The 18146-nt window shown below is 67.5% G+C and carries 17 protein-coding genes; 9 read left to right on the forward strand and 8 right to left on the reverse strand.

All coding sequences use genetic code 11. From position 1 onward, the window contains the following. The first annotated feature begins 30 nt into the window (after positions 1–30). Both ACN0TP_RS06565 and ACN0TP_RS06570 read left to right on the forward strand, forming a co-directional pair. On the forward strand, positions 31–708 hold the full coding sequence (locus ACN0TP_RS06565; protein WP_417217898.1) for a helix-turn-helix transcriptional regulator: 678 nt from the start codon (positions 31–33) through the stop codon (positions 706–708). Beyond that, a complete protein-coding gene (locus tag ACN0TP_RS06570) occupies positions 708–2318 on the forward strand; it encodes a sialidase family protein (protein WP_417217900.1) in 1611 nt (536 codons plus the stop codon). The genes ACN0TP_RS06565 and ACN0TP_RS06570 overlap by 1 nt, the downstream gene beginning before the upstream one ends. 27 nt (positions 2319–2345) lie before the next feature. Here ACN0TP_RS06570 and ACN0TP_RS06575 read toward each other — a convergent pair whose 3' ends face one another. The 5 genes from ACN0TP_RS06575 to ACN0TP_RS06595 are packed head-to-tail and all read right to left on the reverse strand — an operon-like array spanning position 2346 to position 6687. Continuing rightward, complete coding sequence (locus ACN0TP_RS06575) at positions 2346–2777, reverse strand: VOC family protein (protein ID WP_417217902.1); 432 nt, start codon at positions 2775–2777, stop codon at positions 2346–2348. A gap of 18 nt (positions 2778–2795) precedes the next feature. Next, the gene (locus ACN0TP_RS06580) at positions 2796–3713 is read right to left on the reverse strand and encodes a macrolide 2'-phosphotransferase (RefSeq protein ID WP_417217904.1); all 918 of its coding nucleotides are present in this window, start codon (positions 3711–3713) and stop codon (positions 2796–2798) included. 12 nt (positions 3714–3725) lie between these two features. Next, a complete protein-coding gene (locus ACN0TP_RS06585; protein WP_417217906.1) occupies positions 3726–4361 on the reverse strand; it encodes a LutC/YkgG family protein in 636 nt (211 codons plus the stop codon). After that, complete coding sequence (locus ACN0TP_RS06590; RefSeq protein ID WP_417217908.1) at positions 4361–5890, reverse strand: LutB/LldF family L-lactate oxidation iron-sulfur protein; 1530 nt, start codon at positions 5888–5890, stop codon at positions 4361–4363. The genes ACN0TP_RS06585 and ACN0TP_RS06590 overlap by 1 nt, the downstream gene beginning before the upstream one ends. After that, positions 5887–6687 carry a (Fe-S)-binding protein gene (locus ACN0TP_RS06595; RefSeq protein ID WP_417217910.1) on the reverse strand — a complete coding sequence of 267 codons (801 nt, stop codon included), beginning with the start codon at positions 6685–6687 and terminating at the stop codon, positions 5887–5889. The genes ACN0TP_RS06590 and ACN0TP_RS06595 overlap by 4 nt, the downstream gene beginning before the upstream one ends. A 225-nt stretch (positions 6688–6912) precedes the next feature. Between ACN0TP_RS06595 and ACN0TP_RS06600 the strand changes: the two genes are divergently transcribed. Both ACN0TP_RS06600 and ACN0TP_RS06605 read left to right on the forward strand, forming a co-directional pair. After that, entirely contained in the window at positions 6913–8607 is a 1695-nt protein-coding gene (locus ACN0TP_RS06600) for an L-lactate permease (protein ID WP_417217912.1), read from the forward strand. 19 nt (positions 8608–8626) lie between these two features. After that, a complete protein-coding gene (locus ACN0TP_RS06605; protein ID WP_417217914.1) occupies positions 8627–9415 on the forward strand; it encodes a FadR/GntR family transcriptional regulator in 789 nt (262 codons plus the stop codon). A 7-nt stretch (positions 9416–9422) separates the two neighbouring features. Here ACN0TP_RS06605 and ACN0TP_RS06610 read toward each other — a convergent pair whose 3' ends face one another. Next, on the reverse strand, positions 9423–10418 hold the full coding sequence (locus ACN0TP_RS06610) for an Lrp/AsnC family transcriptional regulator (RefSeq protein ID WP_417217916.1): 996 nt from the start codon (positions 10416–10418) through the stop codon (positions 9423–9425). A gap of 117 nt (positions 10419–10535) precedes the next feature. On the opposite strand from ACN0TP_RS06610, the gene ACN0TP_RS06615 reads away from it, so the two are divergent. Together ACN0TP_RS06615 and ACN0TP_RS06620 are read left to right on the forward strand one after the other, a co-directional pair. Beyond that, entirely contained in the window at positions 10536–11774 is a 1239-nt protein-coding gene (locus ACN0TP_RS06615; RefSeq protein WP_417217918.1) for a M20 metallopeptidase family protein, read from the forward strand. Then, the gene (locus tag ACN0TP_RS06620) at positions 11771–13132 is read left to right on the forward strand and encodes an MFS transporter (RefSeq protein WP_417217920.1); all 1362 of its coding nucleotides are present in this window, start codon (positions 11771–11773) and stop codon (positions 13130–13132) included. Before ACN0TP_RS06615 ends, ACN0TP_RS06620 begins: the two co-directional genes overlap by 4 nt. Here the strand turns inward: ACN0TP_RS06620 and ACN0TP_RS06625 are convergent. After that, positions 13129–13620: a hypothetical protein gene (locus tag ACN0TP_RS06625; RefSeq protein WP_417217922.1), complete on the reverse strand. Its 492-nt coding sequence runs from the start codon at positions 13618–13620 to the stop codon at positions 13129–13131. The two genes, ACN0TP_RS06620 and ACN0TP_RS06625, sit on opposite strands and share 4 nt — an antisense overlap. 94 nt (positions 13621–13714) lie before the next feature. Beyond that, on the reverse strand, positions 13715–14176 hold the full coding sequence (locus tag ACN0TP_RS06630; RefSeq protein ID WP_417217924.1) for a hypothetical protein: 462 nt from the start codon (positions 14174–14176) through the stop codon (positions 13715–13717). A 270-nt stretch (positions 14177–14446) separates the two neighbouring features. On the opposite strand from ACN0TP_RS06630, the gene ACN0TP_RS06635 reads away from it, so the two are divergent. The 3 genes from ACN0TP_RS06635 to ACN0TP_RS06645 all read left to right on the forward strand — a co-directional run bounded on the left by ACN0TP_RS06635 (position 14447) and on the right by ACN0TP_RS06645 (position 18146). Then, positions 14447–16087 carry a peptide ABC transporter substrate-binding protein gene (locus ACN0TP_RS06635; protein ID WP_417217926.1) on the forward strand — a complete coding sequence of 547 codons (1641 nt, stop codon included), beginning with the start codon at positions 14447–14449 and terminating at the stop codon, positions 16085–16087. 147 nt (positions 16088–16234) lie between these two features. Next, the gene (locus ACN0TP_RS06640) at positions 16235–17161 is read left to right on the forward strand and encodes an ABC transporter permease (protein WP_417217928.1); all 927 of its coding nucleotides are present in this window, start codon (positions 16235–16237) and stop codon (positions 17159–17161) included. After that, the gene (locus ACN0TP_RS06645; protein WP_417217930.1) at positions 17154–18146 is read left to right on the forward strand and encodes an ABC transporter permease; all 993 of its coding nucleotides are present in this window, start codon (positions 17154–17156) and stop codon (positions 18144–18146) included. Before ACN0TP_RS06640 ends, ACN0TP_RS06645 begins: the two co-directional genes overlap by 8 nt.

An 18146-nucleotide genomic window follows, 5' to 3' on the forward strand; every position in this document is an offset into this window, starting at 1 on the left:
ACATTTTCGTTTTAGAGATATGCTGGATGCATGGAACGGATGCAGCATCAGGAACTTCTCGAAGCCGTCGCCGCCGTGGCCGATCCGGTGCGGTCCGGCATCTACCAGGAAGTCGCAGCCAACAGCGAACCGGTGGGCCGCGAGCACGTCGCCGAGGCCGTTGGCATCACCCGCCAGGCCGCCGCCTTCCAACTGGACAAGCTGGCCGAACAGGGGCTCCTGGAGGTCTCGTATCGACGCCTCAACGGTGCCACCGGGCCGGGAGCCGGCCGCCCCTCCAAGGTCTACGGTGCCGTCCACGCCGAACTCAACGCCAGCGTTCCGCAGCGCGAATACCCGTTGGCCGGTGACATCATGGCCGAGGCGATCGATGCAGCACGCGCCGACGGCGGATCGGTGGAGGCCCACCTGGCCGAAGCCGCCCGGGCCACCGGCCGGCGCCTGGCCGCCGAACAGTCCAGCCTGGGGGAGTTCCTCGGAACCTACGGCTACCGCCCCGAGGTCCAGCCCGACGGATCCGCCATCCTGGCGAACTGCCCGTTCCACGCCCTGTCCTCGCGCCACACCGACACCGTGTGCGACATGAACCAGGACTTCATCGGCGGTGCGCTGGAAGCCCTGGAACCCTCCCGGACGGCCGAGCGGGTCACCCCGGGCCAACCCTGCGGATGCTGCGTCAGGCTGTCCGGCGGAACGGTTGCCCCCTGATGCCCCCGGCCGAACACGTCCTCGCCACCCGCGGCCACGGAGGCTACCGCCAATATCGGATCCCGGCGCTCGCCGTCTCCACCAAGGGCACCGTCCTGGCCGCCTACGATGGCCGCCCGAACCTGGATGACCTGCCCAACACCATCGACCTGCTGCTGCGCCGCAGCTTCGACGACGGCCGGACCTGGGAACCGCAACAACCCATCCGCACCGGCACGGGATTGCAGGGGTTCGGGGACCCCAGCCTGCTCGTGGACCGGGACACCGGCCGGATCTTCTGCTTCCACGCCGCCGGCACCCACGCCGGGTTCTTCGAGGCCGCCGAGGGCCTCGATCCCGAGGACGATGTCCAACACGTGGACCTCTCGACCTCCGACGACGACGGTGCCACCTGGACGCACCGCCGCCTCACCGCCCAGCTCAAACGCGAAGGCATCACCGGCATCTTCGCCGCCGCCGGGGCCGGCATCCAGCTCGACGCCGGCCCCCACGCCGGCCGCCTCATCCAGCAGATGGTCATCCTGCTGCACGGCACCATCCGTGCCGCCAGCGCCTACTCCGACGACCACGGGCAGACCTGGACGCTCGGCGAACCCGCCCCCGGGGAGGCCAACGAGAACAAGACGGTCCCCCTACCCGACGGCACCGTCCTGCTCAATTCCCGTGCCCCCGGCGCCCGACGCGGCGCCCGCTCCACCGACGGCGGCCACAGCTACACCGCCCTGGAACCGATCCCCACCCTGCCCGATCCCGGCGACAACGGCTCCATCCTGCGCCTGCGCACCACACCCGACGGAAGCTGCACGCTGCTGGCCACCAACAACCGCGACACCGCGCTGCGCCGCAACACCGTCCTGAGCACCTCGCACGACGACGGGGCCACCTGGGCCCCGGTGCTCACCCTCTGCCCGGGCAGCTCCGCGTACTCCACAGACGCACTGCTCGCCGACGGCTCGCTGGGCGTCTTCCTCGAACGCAACGGCTACTCCGAGCTCGTTTTCACCCGCATCGAGGCAGCCCAGCTGACCGAGGAGGCGATCGCTGCCGCCGCCGGATCCTTCACCGAGGACGACGGCGGGGACCTGGCCATGGTGCTGCGCTCGATCACCCCGGGCCGTCCCGAACACTGGATCAGTGTGGGCGACTGGCACACCATCGGCGCCGATGCCGGCACCTGGGGCGTGCACACCTGGAAGGAGATCGGCCAGGGCTACACCGGCGGCGCCCAGATCCTGGGCACCCGCGAGGCCCAGGTCGCCAACTACGGCGAACCGGCACCCGGGCTGAAGACCGGGGACATCCTGGCGTTCACCGGCAGGTTCACCAACATCGACACGGTCCCCGTCACCGCCACTCTGGCGGGGACCTTCGACGGGAACGAGGAGGGCAGCATGGCCGCGTTGTTCCCGCCGGCGACGCTGGGGCCGGGGGAGCACGTCCTGTACTTCACTCCCGTGTATACGGTGACCGCCGCAGACATCGCCGCGGGCACCGCCGTTGTGCACTGGTCGGTGACGGCCGGCGGGACCGTGTGGTCGCAGTGGGCCCAGGTGGACACGGCCACCGGGCAGGTCCGGATCCACGCCACGGCGCCGGCCGCCGGCGGCTGACGGCAGGACCCCCGGTGCTCAGGGGGTTCAGGAGAGGTGGATGGTCCCGTCCTCGTCCACGTGCCAGCCCGGATTGTGCGCGATCTCCCAGATCACGTGGTTCGGGTCCTCGACCAGTGCGTGGAAGACGCCACCGAAGGCCCCGGGGCGCGGGGATTTGAGCACCGTGGCGCCGGCCGCCTCCATGGCTGCCGCCAGGCTGCGGACCTCCTCCGGGGAGCCGACGTTGTGGGCCAGGGTGAGGCCGGAGACGCGCGAACGGTCCTCGCCGAGACCGAGGTCCTCGTTGAACTTCGTCGCGTCGAACAACCCCAGCAGCAGGCCCGGCGCCACCGGGTAGAAGATGATCTCACCGGGCACATCGAGTTGGGGCGTCCACCCCATCGCCGTCGTGTAGAAGGCGCGCGCCGCCTCCAGGTCGGCCGTGGCGATGGTCAAAAAGTGCAGGTTCTGGTCCATGGCTGGCCTCTCCGGGGGCTACTCGGCGGGTGCTGCGGGGTTGAGCATTTCGGCTGCTGCGGCGCGGTGGTCGGGATTCCCCGTGACCAGGGCGTAGATGCCGTAGTTCAGCGGCCCGGCGGACAGCAGGGCGGCGCAGCGCTCGGCCAGCCGCGGCTCGGTGCGGCCGGTGAGCTTGGTGTAGAGCGCGACGGTGCGTTCGAAGGTGTCCGCCGAGGAGATCATGCAGTGGAACGCGAAGTCGATGGCCGGGTCGCTGACCTTGGCGGTGGTCCAATCCAGGACCGAGACGATCTCCTCGTGTTCATCCAGCAGCAGGTGGGCCGGGTAGAGCTCCCCATGGGTGAAGACCGTTGTGGTGGGCCACAGGCCGTCGTCGGCCAGCCAGGCCCGCCAGCCGCCGAGCAGGTCCTCGGAGACCTCGAACTCGGCGCAGACCCGGTCCAGTTCGGCCCGCCAGCGGGCGCGCACGTCCCCGGGCTGCTCCCGCTGGACGCCGGCTGCCTCCGCGGCTGCCGGATCGAGCGCGTGCAGGTCGGCGATGAGCCGGGCCAGCGAGTCGGCATACGCCTGGGAGTCGGTGTCGAAGTGCCAGACCGGCTCACCGTCGTCGTCCAGGGTGAGCCCCGGGAAGCCGGGCAGCAGCGGATAGGCGATCAGCTCCTGGGCCTGGACCTTCCAGTCGGGGACCGCCACGTCCAGCCGCGGCTGCACGAAGTCCAGGATCGCCTGTTCCTCCCCGAGCTTGGCGGAAACGTCCTCGCGACGCGGGATGCGCAGGACCCACTGCTGCCCGGGGTCGGCTGCCTCGTGGGCGAAGGCGACGCGGTAGTCGAGCCCGGCCTCGTTGAACGTGATGCCGTCGGGGGCCAGTGCCAGCCCGTGCCGGGCGGCCAGCTCGACGATGGTGGCGGGATCGGGGGTATCGGTGCTCATGCACCCATCGTGTCAGAGGTCGGTGACGATGACGACGTCCAGGTTCCGCGGCCCGTGGACGCCCTCCACGCGCTCGAGCTCGATGTCGCTCGTGGCGCTCGGTCCCGAGATCCAGGTCAACGGGTGGGTCGGGTCGACCCGTGGCAGCGCCTCGGGCAGCAACTGCACCACCGTCGACGCCGGCACGACGCAGATGTGGTGATCGGGAACCAGGCTGATGGCACGGCGGCCCTGGGTGGTGGACCCGTCCAGGATGATCGTCCCCGACTCGGCGATCGACACCGTGGAAGACGTCACCACGGAGATCCCGTCCAGGTCCTCGACCGTCAGCCGGTGGCCCGGGGCGTCGGTGAGGCGCCGATCGTCCTCACGGAGCGAGTCGTGGTCGAGCCACTCGGCGGGCAGCCCGTGGGGGACCACATAGGTGGTCGCCTCCCCGAGCAGCCCGGCGATGGTGGAGGGCAGATCCGCCGATGTGACCTGCTTGACCGTTGCCTTGTAGTCCTCGAGCCGGTCCACCAGCATCTCCAGCACCTGGTCGTGGTCCAGGTCGCCGGTCCTGCGGTAGGTGCGGGGAACCTCGGGTACTGCCGGGGCGTCCTTGAGCGCCGCACGGATGCGGTCCATGATCTCTTCGCGGGCTTCCATCACTTCTCCTGGCCGGTGGTCTCGGCCGGCCCCGGTGTTCCGGGGGCCGGTGACTCGTGTTCCTTGACCCACCAGTCGCGGAAGGACTGCGAGGGCGGTGCGGGGATGTCACGCGAACTGGTCCACCCGCCGGCCAGATGGCCCGGCAGGCGCTTGATCTTCTTGTCGCGTCCGGCGGCGAGCTTGCCCAGCGGCAGCGCCTTTTCCAGCAGGCCCAGGCGCGTCCCGGAGGAGAAGGCCCACTGGACACCCTTCATCATCAGGTCCATTTCCGAGGGGACCCTGCGCTGGCCGCGCCGTGAATCGACGTCCTCGCCGCGCAGGTGCACCAGGATCTCGGGGATGTTGATCTTCACGGGGCAGGCGTCGTAGCAGGCACCGCAGAGGCTGGAGGCGTAGGGCAGGGAGTTGTTCTCCTCGGCCTTGATGCCCGTCATCAACGGCGAGAGGATCGCGCCGATGGGCCCCGGGTAGGTGGAACCGTAGGCGTGGCCGCCGGTGCGTTCGTAGACCGGGCACACGTTCATGCAGGCCGAGCAGCGGATGCAGTGCAGCGCCGACCGCCCGTAGGTGTCCGCCAGGGCGGCGGTGCGGCCATTGTCCAGCATGACCAGGTGCACGTTCTTGGGACCGTCGTCGTGTGATTCCCCGGTCCAGAAGGAGGTGTAGGGGTTCATGCGCTCGCCGGTGGACGAACGCGGCAGCAGCTGCATGAAGACCTCGAGGTCATCGGCGTGCGGCAGCAGCTTCTCGATGCCCATGACGGTGATCAGCGTTTCGGGCAACGTCAGGCACATCCGCCCGTTGCCCTCGGACTCGACGACGCCCAGGGTGCCGGTGTCGGCGAGGGCGAAGTTGGCGCCGGAGATGGCGACCTTGGCGGAGAGGAATTTACGCCGCAGGTGGGCGCGGGCCGCCATGGCCAGTTCTCGGGGGTCGTTGGAGAGGTCCGGGTCGACGTCCTTCATTTCCTTCAGGAAGATGTCGCGGATCTGGCTGCGGTTCTTGTGGATGGCCGGAACCAGGATGTGGCTGGGCTTGTCGTGGCCGAGCTGGACGATCAATTCGGCCAGGTCGGTCTCGAACGCCTTGATGCCGTGCTCTTCCAGGTATTCGTTGAGCCCGATCTCCTGGGTGGCCATGGACTTGACCTTGACGACCTCGTCGGTGTCCTGTTCCCGGATCAGCCCCTCGACGATCCGGTTGGCCTCCTCGGCGTCGCGGGCCCAGTGGATGGTCCCACCCCGTGCGGTGAAGTTGGCCTCGAACTGCTCGAGCATGGCCGGCAGGTTGGCCATGACGGTTTCCTTGATCGCCGACCCGGAATCGCGCAGGTCCTCCCAGTCCGGGAGCTCGCCCACCACATGGGCCCGCTTCTCGCGGATCGAGGTGGTGGCGTGGCGCAGGTTCTTGCGCAGCTGGTCGTCGCGCAGCTCGTGGTGGGCCGCGTCGGGGAAGGACTCGGTGGCGAAGAGGTTGCCCTGCCCGTAGGCCGGCAGGGACGGCATGCCGATGAAGACCTGGCTCATCGTGCCACCTCCGCCGTCGCGCCGAAGGAGGTACCGGCGTCGTACGGGTGCTCCCGGGTGCTGGCGAGGATTTCTGCCAGGTGCAGGGTGCCCGCGGCGGCTCCGGTGCGTGAGAGGCCACCGCCGATGTGCAGCAGGCAGGAGGCGTCACCGCCGGTGCACAGCGAGGCGCCGGTGGAGGTGACGTTGGCCGCCTTGTCCTCGAGCATGGCGGAGGAGACCTCGGCGTTCTTCATCGAGAAGGTGCCGCCGAATCCGCAGCACTGGTCGGCCGAGGGCAGGTCCTTGAGCTCGATGCCCTCGACAGTGCGCAGCAGGTCCAGCTGGCGGTCCCCCAGGTGGAGCAGCCGCATGCCGTGGCAGGACGGGTGGTAGGTCACCGAGGTGGGGAACCAGCTGCCCAGTTGCGCGGCGGCGTCGGTGATGCCCAGGACGTCGACGAGCAGCTGGGACAGTTCGTAGGTGCGGGCCCCGACCTCTTCGGCCCGTTGCTTCAGGCCGTTGTCGCCGGCGCGTTCGGCGATCATCGGCTGCTGGTGCTTCACCGAGGCGACGCAGGAGGCCGAGGGGGCCACTGCAACGTCGTAGTCGGTGGTGTCGAAGGCCTTGATGTGGTTCGCGACAACCGGCAGGGCTTCCTTGAAGTAGCCCGAGTTGATGTGCATCTGGCCGCAGCAGGCCTGGCCGGGAGGGAAGACGACCTCATGGCCGAGCCGCTCCAGGATCGAGACCGTGGCGCGTGCCGTGCTGGGGTACATGCCATCGACGATGCAGGTGGCGAAGAGGGCGATTTTCATGGTGATGCCTTCCGTGGTGCCGTCGGGGCGACGCCGTAGCCGGTGTGGTCTGACCACTATAGGGCGGCGGGCGTGGCCCGTCTAGTGTCTGGGCGGAAACGTCTGGGCCCGCGACGAATCGCTGTGATGGGGTTCACAAGTGCCCACTGTACAGGTTATGCTTCCGTGGTCAGACCATAGTGGTCAGACCACGGAAGCCAGTCACTCGCGTGTAAGGACCGAACCATGGACACATTCACACCCCCGACCGATCCGGTGGCCGGAAGCGTCGCCTTGTCGGCACTCGTGGCGCTGCTGCCGCTGGTGACGTTTTTTGCGCTCCTCGCACTCGTCAAGACCAAGGCCCACGTCGCCGGCGCCTGGTCGCTGCTGGTGGCCATCCTGGTCTCGATCTTCGCGTTCAAGATGCCCGTGGGCCTGGCCCTGATGTCGGGGGTCATGGGCGGGGTGTTCGGCACCTTCCCCGTGGTCTGGATCGTGGTCATGGCCATCTGGTTGTACCAGGTCACCGTGGTCAGCGGCCGGTTCGATGACCTGCGCCGCGTCTTCGACGTCATCGGCGGCGGCGACGTGCGCATCCAATCGGTCCTCATCGCCTTCTGCTTCGGCGGACTGCTCGAGGCCCTGGCCGGGTTCGGAGCACCCGTGGCCATCACGGCCACCATGCTCATCGCCCTGGGCATGGCCCCGCTGCGCGCCGCCGCAGCCGTCCTGGTCGCCAACACAGCGCCCGTTGCCTTCGGTGCCGTGGCCATCCCGATCACCACGGCCGGCGCGCTGACCGGACTGGACCCCGCCCACATCGGCGCGATCGTGGGCCACCAGGCCCCGCTGCTGGCCCTGTTCGTCCCCACCCTGCTGCTGTTCATCCTCGACGGCTGGCGCGGCGTCAAGGAATGCTGGCCCGCCACCCTGATTGTCGGGTTCGTCTTCGCCATCGCCCAGTTCCTCACGGCGACCTACTTCGCGTACGAACTCACCGACATCGTCGCCTCGCTGGCCGGGTTGGCCGCCGCCGTCATCTTCCTGCGCTTCTGGTCCCCGGTCGGCGCCGAGGCCGCCCGCGAACGCGTCCTCGTCGGCGGGTCGGGTGCCACCCATAGCGCAGATGACGCGGCATCGCCGCTGGGTGGAGCACGAGTCTTCATGGCACTGTTCCCCTACCTGCTGGTCATCGTGATCTTCGGCCTCGCCAAGCTGTGGACCGCCGGCATCAGCATCCCGAAGCTGCTCGAGTCCACCGACGTCAAGGTCAAGTGGCCGCTGCTGCACCACCACGTCGTCAACTCCAGCGGCGAGGCGCTCTCGGCGACCACCTACAACTTCCAGTGGCTCTCCAGCCCCGGCACCCTGCTGCTGATCACCGGGATCATCGTCACCATCGTCTACTCGATCTGGGACGACAACGGACGGTACAAGATCACCGTGGGCCAGGGAATTGCCGAGATCTGGCGCACCATCGTCAACATGCGCTGGGCCGCAACGACCATCATCTGCGTGCTGGCCCTGGCCTACGTGATGAACCTGTCCGGCCAAACGATCAGCATTGGCACCTGGCTGGCAGGCGCCGGGGCGGGCTTTGCCTTCCTCTCGCCGGTCCTGGGATGGATCGGCACCGCGGTCACCGGCTCCGACACCTCGGCCAACGCCCTGTTCGCCAAGCTGCAGCAGACCGCCGGCATCAACGCCGGAATCGATCCGAACCTGCTGGTTGCCGGCAACACGGCAGGCGGCGTCGTCGGCAAGCTCATCAGCCCGCAGAACCTGGCCATCGCCGCCACCGCCGTGGGCATGGAGGGGCAGGAATCGGTCATCCTGCGTAAGGTCGCCGGCTGGTCGGTGGCCATGCTGCTGATCCTGTGCTGCCTGGTGTACCTGCAGTCCACCCCGGTCCTGAGCTGGATGCTCCCGACCCCCTGATGAAAAAAAGGATGGCCGCATGGCTGCGACGTGGAAGAATGCCGGGGTGGCACATCCTTCCGGCATCGAGCGCAAGCGCGCTACCGACACCCCGGCCGCGAGCCGACCCAAGGCCTATGAGCTCGTCCTCGACGACATCGAGGACGAGCTGCGCACCGGCGCACTGAAGGTCGGCGACCAGCTACCCGGCGAGCGCGCCCTGGCCGAGGCCCATGGCATCTCCCGGGCCTCGGTCCGCGATGCCATTCGCATCCTTGATGTCATGGGGGTGGTCCGCCCCGCCACTGGCTCCGGCCCCGGGGCGGGCTCCGTGGTCATTTCCGAACCGGCGGCCGGCATCGCCACGGCCCTGCGCATGCACGTGGCCTCGGCGCGCTTGAGCGTGCAGGAGATCGTCCAGACGCGCATCCTGCTGGAGACCTGGGCCGCGCGTGCGGCGGATCTGGACGCCAACCCCGAACGCAGTGCGGCACTGCTGCGGGAGGCCCGCGGGCTCCTGGCCGAGATGGACGATCCGCTGCTGGAACGCGGGTCCTTCCACGAACTCGATGCCCGCTTCCACGTGCTGCTCTCGGGGCTGGCCGGCAACGCGGTCATCGAGGCCATGATGGAATCGCTGCGCCTGGCCATCAGCGACTACGTCCGCGATGCCGTGCGCAGCGACGAGGCCTGGGGGCCGGTCGCCACGGTCCTGCGCGGGCAGCACCATGGCATCCTCGACGCCGTCGCGGCCGGCGACGGCGAGCAGGCAGCAGGTTTGCTGCGCGAACACATCGAGTGGTTCCACGGCTGGTCCACGGGCAGTTGATCCGCGCCTAGAGCACCTGGGGGACCACCTCGCCGGTACAGGTCGAGTCTGGTTTGAGCAGCCATCCCAGACGCTTGTGTGTGCGGACGCAGACGCTGGACTGGATGATGGTAACCGTCGGAACCGCTGCCTGCAGTTGCTCCTCGAGCTCGACGATGTCAGCCGGCGTCCGCAGCCACAGATGGAAGGTCAAGTTGGCGCTGCCGCTGATGGCGGCGCACAGGCGTAGTGTCCGGTGGCGCCGCAAGAACGCCACGGTTGCTTCCATGTCCGCAGGCGGGACGCGGACGAACCAATGGCAAGCGATCGGGTAGCCGGAGAAGTCCTGCGCTAGTTCGCAGCGAAAGGTCAAGAACCCGGAAGCGACGGCTGCCCGCAGCTGCCGCCCGGCTGTTGACGGGTGGACGCCTAGGTCCGTGGCCAGCTCTGCTGCCGTGGCGCGGCCGTTGCGCGCCAATAGCGGCAGCATACGGCCGAACAACGGAGGCACGTTCCGGGCGTGTGCCTCCGCCGCCAGACGCAGCCCGGCGAGCCGGCGCTGCTGCTCGGCGGCCAGAACATCCAGGCGCCAGTTGTTTCCCAGCGCGTACATCCGCGTGCTCAACACGACATCCATCCCGGCGACGCCGGCGATCTCGCGGATCCGGGAGAGTGTCTCACTGGCCAGGTGCCGCCAGTCTGCGGTTAGCACCACGAGTCGCAGGGCTCCGTCGTCGGCCACCTCCTCCACGGTGGCGACCTCAGGGATGGCCTGAAGGCCACGAACGGCTCCATCGCGCAGATGCTCGGTGACCGAGACGCGGACCAAGGCGGTGCACGATTGCCGAGGATCCCCCGCCAGGTGCCCGGTGACCCAGACGAGGCCTCCTCCATGCAACCGCGCCCACCTGGCGGCCAGCGTGGTCGGATGGCGATCCAGTGCCAAGCCGAGATCACTCCAGGTGGCGCGGGGTGAAATCTGCAGCGCATGGACAAGTTCGAGGTCTTCTACGGGCAGTTCCATGAGTTCCTGCAATCTTTATTGGTCAAACGGCTATCTTATGCACATTTCGTGATAATAGAACCACGGTGCTTCAAGTCACACCATCATCGGATGCGTACCGTAAACGAAAGGCATCCGATGAACACGTCAGCCGAAAATGCCGCAGCCCTGCTGGAGGACGCGCGCGCCCTTCAGGGGGACATCGCGGACTTGCGCCACCGCCTGCACCAGGAGCCCGAGATCGGGCTCGACCTTCCCCGCACCCAGGAAAAGGTGCTCGATTGGCTGGAGCCCCTCGGGTACGAAGTCACCCTCGGCACCGACGCGACCTCGATCACGGCGGTGCTGCGGGGCGGTCCGGCTCATGGGGCCGGAAACGCCCGCGCGGTGCTCCTGCGCGGGGACATGGACGCGCTGCCCATCCAGGAGCGCACCGGCCTGCGCTACTCCTCCCGTATCGACGGTGCCATGCACGCCTGTGGCCACGATCTGCACACCGCCATGCTGGCCGGGGCAGCCACGGTGTTGGCCGAGAAGCGTGAACAGTTAGCCGGCGACGTGGTGCTGATGTTCCAGCCGGGTGAGGAGGGGTATGACGGGGCCTCGGTCATGATCCGGGAAGGGGTCTTGGACGCGGCCGGACACCGCGTGAGCGCCGCGTATGGGCTGCATGTCGCCAGCGCCATGGCACCCGGAGGAACGGTCATGGGCCGTCCCGGGCCGGTCATGAGCGCGTCCGATGGCCTGATCGTGACCGTCAAGGGTGCCGGCGGGCATGGGTCCGCGCCGTACCTTGCCCGTGACCCTGTTCCCGCCGCAGCCGAGATGGTGACCGCCCTGCAGGCCACGGTGACCCGCCGGTTCGACATCTTCGATCCCGTCGTGGTCACGGTCGGTCTGCTGCAGGCCGGGACGAAGCGCAACGTCATCCCCGACGATGCCCGGTTCGAGGCCACCATCCGCTCCTATTCGGCAGCCAACGCCGCAAAGCTGCGCACCGCCGTTCCCCAGCTGATGCACGGAATCGCCGCCGCCCACGGCTTGGAGGCCGAAGTCACCTACCTCGACGAATACCCGGTCACCGTGAACGACGACGCCGAAACCGCATTCTTCCGCCAGCAGGCGGAGGAACTCTTCGGCACGGCGCGGTACTTGGACATGGCCTCGCCGCTGGCCGGATCCGAGGACTTTTCCCGCGTCCTGGCAGAAGTACCCGGTTCGTTCCACTTCCTCTCGGCGGTCCCCGAGGGCGAGGACCCCGCTACGGCCCCGTTCAACCACTCCGCCGAAGCCGTCTTCGGCGATCAGATCCTCGCCGACGGAACCGCGCTATATGCACGGCTGGCGATCGAACGACTTGCAAAGGAAACACCATGAGCGCCAATCCCACCCCCGCAGCAGACCGGTCCACCGTGATGCGCACCCTCGTCGCCACCGGTGCCGGCAACGCCGCCGAATGGTTCGATTGGGCGATCTACGCGACCTTCGCCTCCTTCATCGCCTCCCAACTGTTTAGCCACGCCGACCCGACGTCCGCCTTCCTGGCCACGCTCGCGGTCTTCGCCGTGGGCTTCGCCGCCCGCCCACTTGGCGGATTCGTCTTCGGCTGGCTCGGGGACAAAATCGGGCGCAAGACGTCGCTGGTCTGGTGCGTCCTGCTGGCCTCACTCGGTTCGCTCGTGATCGCCCTGTGCCCCACCTACGATGCCGTCGGCGCGTGGTCCTCCGTCATCCTGCTCATCGCCCGGATCATCCAGGGCCTGGCCCATGGCGGGGAACTGCCGAGCGCCCAGACGTACCTCTCGGAGATGGCTCCGCGCGAGCGCCGCGGCCTGTGGTCCTCGCTGATCTACTTCTCCGGCACCTTGGGCATCATGGCCGGGACGTTCATCGGTGCGATCCTCTCCACGATCCTCAGCGAAGAGCAGATGTCGGCCATCGGCTGGCGCATCCCGTTCCTCATCGGCGCCGTCATCGGCCTGTTCGCGCTGTACATGCGCACCAAGCTCGAGGAGACCGAGGCCTTCGAGGAGGCCAACGCCGACGGCGGACACCACCCGGATGCCCCACCACGGCCGGGCCCCGACGGAGTCTTCCGCCAGCTGGCCGCCAACTGGCGCCAGGCCGCCAAGGTCATCGGTCTGACCATGGGATTGACCGTCGTCTACTACGTCTGGGGCGTCTCCACCCCTGCCTACGCCATCCACGAGCTGGGCATCGACGCCGCCGGCGCCCTGTGGGCCGGCGTCGTCGCGAATATCGTGTTCCTCATCGCGCTGCCGCTGTGGGGCCGGCTCTCGGACCGGGTCGGACGCAAGCCGGTCCTGCTCATCAGCGGCATCGGCAGCGCGGTGTTCTTCTTCCCGGCGACCCTCATCGTGCGCGATTCGGCCGTCCAGCTGGCGCTCGGCATGTCCCTTATGCTGGCCTTCATCTCCGCCTCGGCGGCGATCGTGCCCACCACCTATGCCGAGCTGTTCCCCACGACCATCCGCACCATGGGCGTGGCCATCCCGTATGCCATCTGCGTGGCTGCCTTCGGCGGCACCGCTGCTTACCTGCAGGCCGGGATGAACGCCTGGTTCGGCGACGCCGGCCCCACCATCTTCGGCGTCTACACGATCGTGCTGCTCTGCATCGGGATCGCCACCGTCTTCACCCTGCGCGAGACCAAGGGCATCGACCTGCGCCAGCCCTCGCCACCGCGGGAGAAGAGCACGACGACGGTCCCCTAGGAGGGGCCGGGGCCTCCCCTCCCGGAATCAGGTGAGGGGCGGGCCTCGTGGTGGCGTTGGCCGTGGGTGCGGCGGTCCTCCTTCATCCGCGCCTCGAACAGGTGCCGCTTGCCCTCGGCGAGCTCCTGCCGGGCCTTGCTTTCCTGCGAGCGGAATTCTGCGTAGTAGCCGTCGTCGTAGTCCTCGACGATCTGGAACGTCCACCGGTGCTCGATCACGTTGCGACCCACGAGTTCGCGTTCGATGCGGGCCGCGATGCCCGCGTGCCCCGCCGCACGGAGCATCTCCACTGCTTCGCCGAGGGCCAGGTCGGCGGCGCCGGTCTTGCGGTGGAAGTTGTAGAGGCTTCCCCGGGCGTCCTCGGTCAGTTCCAGCGCTTCGGAGAGCTTGCCGAGGGCCTCCACGGTGGCCTGGTCGACGCCGTCGGGAATCTGGTGTGCCGCGTCGGGTCCGTCGTCGGGGCCGGATGGATCGCGAGTGCTGGACATGGCGGCGTCCCCTTCGTGGTGTGTCGCTGGTGCGCTCGTGCCCGAGCCTACGTCCCGAGCCTCGGCATGTCAGCACGTTGCGTCGGGGCCGTCCTCACCGGCGGGCGTCCCGGTGCAGGGGGCGTGGAGACCGCAGTTCGCGCCATGCGCCCGTGGACCAGAGGGCCCACAGGACGAGCAGCGGCTGGAGGGCCAGGCGGGTCAGCCGGCCGGCATCGCTGTCGAGGCCGAATGCGTCCCTGCGTTGCAGGAACTGGTGGAGGTTGCCGGGGAAGACTGCGACGAAGAGCACCGCGGCGGCCATCCCCCACCGGGCGCGGCTGGCCGGCAGGGCGAGCAAGCCGGTGCCCAGGGCGATTTCGACGATGCCGGACTGCACGACGACGTTGTCCTGATCGAGCGGGACCCAGTCGGGAACGAGTTCGGCGAACTCCTCGCGCGCAAATGTCAGGTGGCTGGCTCCGGCGAACACCAGGAAGGCCCCCAACAGGCCGGCGGCTATCCGGCGGACCGGCGATGGAGGCGACGCGGGCACGCTGCGCTGATGGCGGGTCATGGCCGAAACATAGCAGGTCGACCTCCACGCGGGGTCGGAAACAAAAAAATCTGTTTAAATCTTGTCAACGCCGGATCGGCGTCATGACGCGGATCCACCACGGTTGCATCTGTGCCTTGTGCCACCCGACAAGATGGCTCTCGTCACATCGGGGGTGCCGGATGCCCTACGCTATTGCCTAGCAAGTGCTTCACAACACTTGAATCTAACAACAAGCAGCCGTTGCGGTGTCCGGAAGAACTCCCGCCGCCGGCATCACAAGGAGAAAGTATGCGTTATTCGCGCACTTCCAAGATCCTGGGCATCGCAGCCGTTGTTGCGTTGAGCCTGAGCGCCTGTGGCGGAGGCGGGGACGACAAGTCCGCCGCCGGCGGGGGAGACACCAGCCGCGTCATCATCGCCGATGGCTCCGAGCCGCAGAACCCGTTGATCCCCACGAACACGAACGAGGTGGGTGGCGGTGCCATCCTGGATCTCATCTTCGCCGGGTTGATCAGCTACGACGCCGATGGCAAGCCCCAGAACGAGGTGGCCGAGTCCATCGAAACCAAGGACTCGCAGAACTACACCATCAAGCTCAAGGACGACCAGAAGTTCACCAACGGTGACCCGGTCACCGCCAGCTCCTTCGTCGACGCCTGGAACTATGGCGCCGCAGCGAAGAACGCCCAGCTGAGCAGCTACTTCTTCGAGAGCATCGACGGCTACGACGAAGCCGCCGCTGAGGGCTCCACTGTCGAGAAGATGTCCGGCCTGAAGGTCGTCGACGACAAGACCTTCACCGTGAAGCTCAAGCAGCCCGAATCCGACTTCAAGCTGCGCCTGGGCTACAGCGCCTTCTACCCGATGCCCGCCGAGGCACTGAAGGACCCGAAGAAGTACGGGGAGCACCCGGTCGGCAACGGCCCCTACAAGTTCGATGGCGAGGACGCCTGGCAGCACGAGCAGCAGATCAAGCTCGTCCCGAACGAGGGCTACGAAGGCCCTCAGAAGGCCCAGAACGCCGGCGTGACGTTCAAGATCTACCAGAACGACACCACCGCCTACCAGGATCTGATCTCGGACAACCTGGACGTCCTGAAGGTCATCCCGACCTCTGACATCAAGAACTTCAAGAACGACCTGGGTGACCGGTCGATCGAGTCCCCGTACGCCGGCAACCAGACCATCGCCATCCCGTACTACCTGGACAACTGGAAGGGCGAAGCCGGCAAGCTGCGCCGCCAGGCCCTGTCCATGGCCATCAACCGCGAGGAGATCACCAAGGTCATCTTCAACGGCGGGCGCACCCCGGCCAAGGAATTCACCGCGCCGGTGCTCGAGGGCTACTCGGACTCCATCCCGGGCCACGAGAACCTCGCCTACAACCCGGAGAAGGCCAAGGAACTCTGGAAGAAGGCAGAGTCGATCCAGCCGTACGACAAGAGCGAAAAGCTGACCATCGCCTACAACGCCGACAAGGGCGACCACAAGACCTGGGTCGAGGCCGTGGTCAACAACATCAAGAACAACCTCGGCATCGACGTCGCCGGCAAGCCGTACGCGACCTTCAAGGAAGCCCGTACCGAGGCCACCGCCCACAAGCTGACCGGTGCCATCCGCTCGGGTTGGCAGGCAGACTACCCGTCGCTGGCCAACTTCCTGGGCCCGATCTACACCACCGGTGCCGGATCGAACGACGCCGTCTACGCGAACAAGAAGTTCGACGCTGCCATCAACAAGGGCCTGTCCGCCGAGACGGTGGAGCAGGGCAATGAGCAGATGAACAAGGCACAGGAGATGCTGCTGGCAGATCTCCCGGCCATCCCGCTGTGGTACCAGGTCGCCCAGGGCGGCTGGAGCACCAACGTCGACAACGTGAAGTTCGGTTGGAACGGCGTGCCGCTGTACTACGCAATCACCGGCAAGTAGGGGCACTGGTCCTTCCCTGCCCTCCGCGGGGCCCGCTTCCCTCACCCGGAAGCGGGCCCCGCGGTCCTGCCACATCCCAAAGGTTAAGTTGATGCTATTTTCCCGGTGCCCGGAAAGGGCACGCTCCCCCCGGGCAGGTGGTGCCTGATGGCACGGTTCCTGCTCCGTCGTTTCCTGCAGCTCATCCCCGTCTTCCTGGGGGCAACGCTGCTGATCTACTTCCTGGTCTTCAGCCTCCCCGGTGACGCCACCGCCGCGATCTGCGGCGAGAAGGGCTGCACGCCGGCCGTCGAGGCCGCCCTGCGCGAACAGTACAACCTGGACCAGCCGTTCTGGGTCCAGTACTTCCTCTACCTCAAGGGCATCTTCACCTTTGACCTGGGAACCAACTTCGCCGGGCAGCCGATCACCGACATCCTGGCCCGCGTCTTCCCCACGACAGCCCGCCTGGCGATCATGGCCCTGATCTTCGAAGCCGTGTTCGGCATCGTCATCGGCCTCATTGCCGGTCTGAAGAAGGGCAAGATCTTCGACTCGACCGTTCTGGTCTTCTCCCTGGTCGTCATCGCCGTGCCGATCTTCGTGCTGGGCTTCCTCATGCAGTTCGTGGTGGGCGTCAAGCTCGAATGGGCCAACCCGACGGTCAGCGGTGATGCCTCCATCACCGAACTGATCCTTCCGGCGCTCGTGCTGGGACTGGTGTCATTCGCCTACGTGCTGCGTTTGACCCGCACCGCGGTCATCGAGAACGCCGGTGCCGACTACGTCCGCACGGCCACGGCCAAGGGGCTCAGCAGCCGCCGCGTCATCATGGTGCACGTGTTGCGCAACTCCATGATTCCCGTGGTGACCTTCCTGGGTGCCGACCTCGGTGCCCTGATGGGCGGGGCCATCGTCACCGAGGGAATCTTCAACGTCAATGGCGTGGGGAACACCTTGTACCGCGCCGTCCTGAACGGGGAGGCCCCCGTTGTCGTTTCGATCGTCACCGTATTGATCGTGGTCTTCGTCTTGGCGAACCTGCTGGTGGACCTGTTGTACGCGTGGCTCGACCCGAGGATCCGATATGCCTGAGAACACCACCAACGCGCCCACCGTCCGCGGCGCCAAGATCTCCAAGTACCCGATCGAGCACTATGTGGCCGATCCCGCCGACACCCCGGTCCAGGCGACCGACAGTGCCGTCTCCTCCGAGGCGCCCGTCTCCCTGTGGCTCGAGGCCTGGCGCAACCTGCGCCGGCAGCCGCTGTTCATCATCAGCGCGTTCCTGATCCTCGCGGTCATCTTCGTCGCCTTGTTCCCGGGGCTGTTCACCAACGAACAACCCAACGCGCAATGCTTGCTCTCCAACTCCGATGGCGGACCGGCCCCGGGCCACCCGCTCGGCTTCACCCAGCAAGGCTGCGACATCCTGGCCCGCGTGATGTACGGGACGCAGTCCTCGCTGACCATCGGGCTCTTCGCCACGTTGGCCATCGTGATCTTCGGCGGAACCATCGGGGCGGTCTCCGGGTTCTTCGGCGGCTGGGTCGACGCCGTGCTGGCCCGCCTGGGCGACATCTTCTTCGCGCTGCCGCTCATCCTCGGTGCGATCGTCGTCGTGCAGATCCCGTTCTTCCGCGAGAACCGCAACGTCTGGACCATCGTGTTGATCCTGGCCGCCTTCGGGTGGCCGCAGATCGCCCGCATCACCCGGGCTGCGGTCATCGAGGTGCGCGACGCCGACTTCGTCATCGCCGCCCGTTCGCTGGGCGTCAGCCGCACCGGTGCGCTGATCCGCCACGTCATCCCGAACTCGCTGGCTCCGGTCATCGTCATCGCCACGATCTCCCTGGGCGTGTTCATCGTGGCCGAGTCCACCCTGTCCTACCTGGGCATCGGCCTGCCGCCGGACGTCATGTCCTGGGGCAATGACATCTTCTCGGCCAAGAGCTCGCTGCGCTCGAACCCGATGGCCCTGTTCTGGCCCGCCCTGGCCCTGTCCCTGACGGTGCTGAGCTTCATCATGCTCGGCGACGCCCTGCAGGATGCCCTGGACCCGAAAGCGCGCAAACGATGA

The organism is Arthrobacter sp., assembly GCF_048266065.1.
In the GTDB taxonomy this organism is placed as follows: Bacteria; Actinomycetota; Actinomycetes; order Actinomycetales; family Micrococcaceae; genus Arthrobacter_H.